This is a genomic window from Pseudaminobacter sp. Soil_N_29, from assembly GCF_057656055.1.
In genome coordinates, this window is the sequence record NZ_JBDGLC010000016.1 from 1 (window position 1) to 1,305 (window position 1,305).

Here is a 1,305-nt window from a genome sequence, read left to right on the forward strand (position 1 = left end):
TAGCGCTCGTCGACCTCGGCCGAGGAAGCCAGGCCGGCGCGCAGCGAATGGCCGGCAAATTTCTGCGCCCGCTCGCCCTCGGCCTGGTCGCCGCGCACGCCGGCGGCCAGCGCGGTCCTCTTGACCAGCCGCGCCACCTCCTGGTCGTTGAGGCGGTGCGCGCCGACCGTCCTGCCCTGGCCGGTGACGCGGCGAAACAACGGCCCATGCGCGATGCGGGCGAACTTCAGCCAGGTTTCGAGGGCGGCGACCGGGCAGGTGGCATCGGCAGAGCCGCGGCCGATCTCGACCTCGCGCCAGCCGGTCTTGCCGCGCAGGGTGACGAGCAGCCCCTTACCGGGAAAGACCTCGACCCAGCCGCGGCCGTCCTCGGTCTGGTCGCGGCCGACGTCGAGCCCGACGATTTCGGAGCGGCGCAAGGCGCCGGCAAAGCCGAGCAGCAGCATGGCGCGGTCGCGCAGGCCGCGCAAGCTCGCCCGGGGCAGCGTCTCCAGCATGGCGATCAGGTCCTCGGGCAAGATCGCTTCTTTCTGGCGCGGCGGCGCGGCGTGGGTGTTGCGGATGCCGGCGAGAACGGTGGCGATGTGGCGGTCCCGGCGGTTGAGTTTTTGGCCGCGCTGGGCGTAGTTCCAGCAGAGCGAAGACAGGCGCCGCTCGATGGTGGCCACCGAGTTCGCTTTCTTGTCTGCGGTTGCCGTGCCCGAAGCGCAGGCGGTGACATAGAGGCCGACGACCTGAGGGTCCGGCGGCAGCACGGCAAGACCTTGCCTGCGGCACCAGCTCGAAAAATGCTTCCAGTCGGAGGCATAGGCGCGGCGGGTGTTGGCCGAGCTTGCGGCCTCGACATAGCCCCGCGCGCGGGTGGCGAGATCTTCAAGATGGCCGGGCAGGCGGGCCGGTTCCCCGGCGACCGGCAGGGCAGGGGAGGGGATATTCTCGCGTTCAGCTGACGGCTGCCCCATTTCCATCACGACGCCGATGAGGTCGGAAAGGTCGTCTTCCGCGCTGCTCGGAGGGGGGATATCAGACTCTTCAATGCGCATTGGCAGGCACCGCCGCGGGGATGTCGGTCTGGGCGAAATCGTTGCCCTTGAACAGCAGGGGTTCATCGGTCAGCTTGGCAAGCGCGTAGGAGAAGCAGTCGCCATAGTTCAGGCCCGCCGGATGACGGCCCTTGCCATAGCGGCGCCAGGCGCGACGCGCCTGATCGGCGTGCTCGACCTCGACCGCGACAATGTCGACGTTCGCCCTTGCCAGCCACAGATCGAGTTCGACCCCACCGGGTTCGCCAAAGCGCGTCTCCAG

At 69.1% G+C, this 1,305-nt stretch carries 2 protein-coding genes; both read right to left on the bottom strand.

From position 1 onward, the window contains the following. On the bottom strand, positions 1–1,043 hold a 1,043-nt coding region (locus AC3A4H_RS23115), incomplete at its 3' end, for a tyrosine-type recombinase/integrase (RefSeq protein WP_487768806.1). Beyond that, positions 1,033–1,305: type II toxin-antitoxin system VapC family toxin (locus tag AC3A4H_RS23120; RefSeq protein WP_487768807.1), on the bottom strand; the 273-nt coding region annotated here is incomplete at its 5' end. The genes AC3A4H_RS23120 and AC3A4H_RS23115, both read right to left, overlap by 11 nt.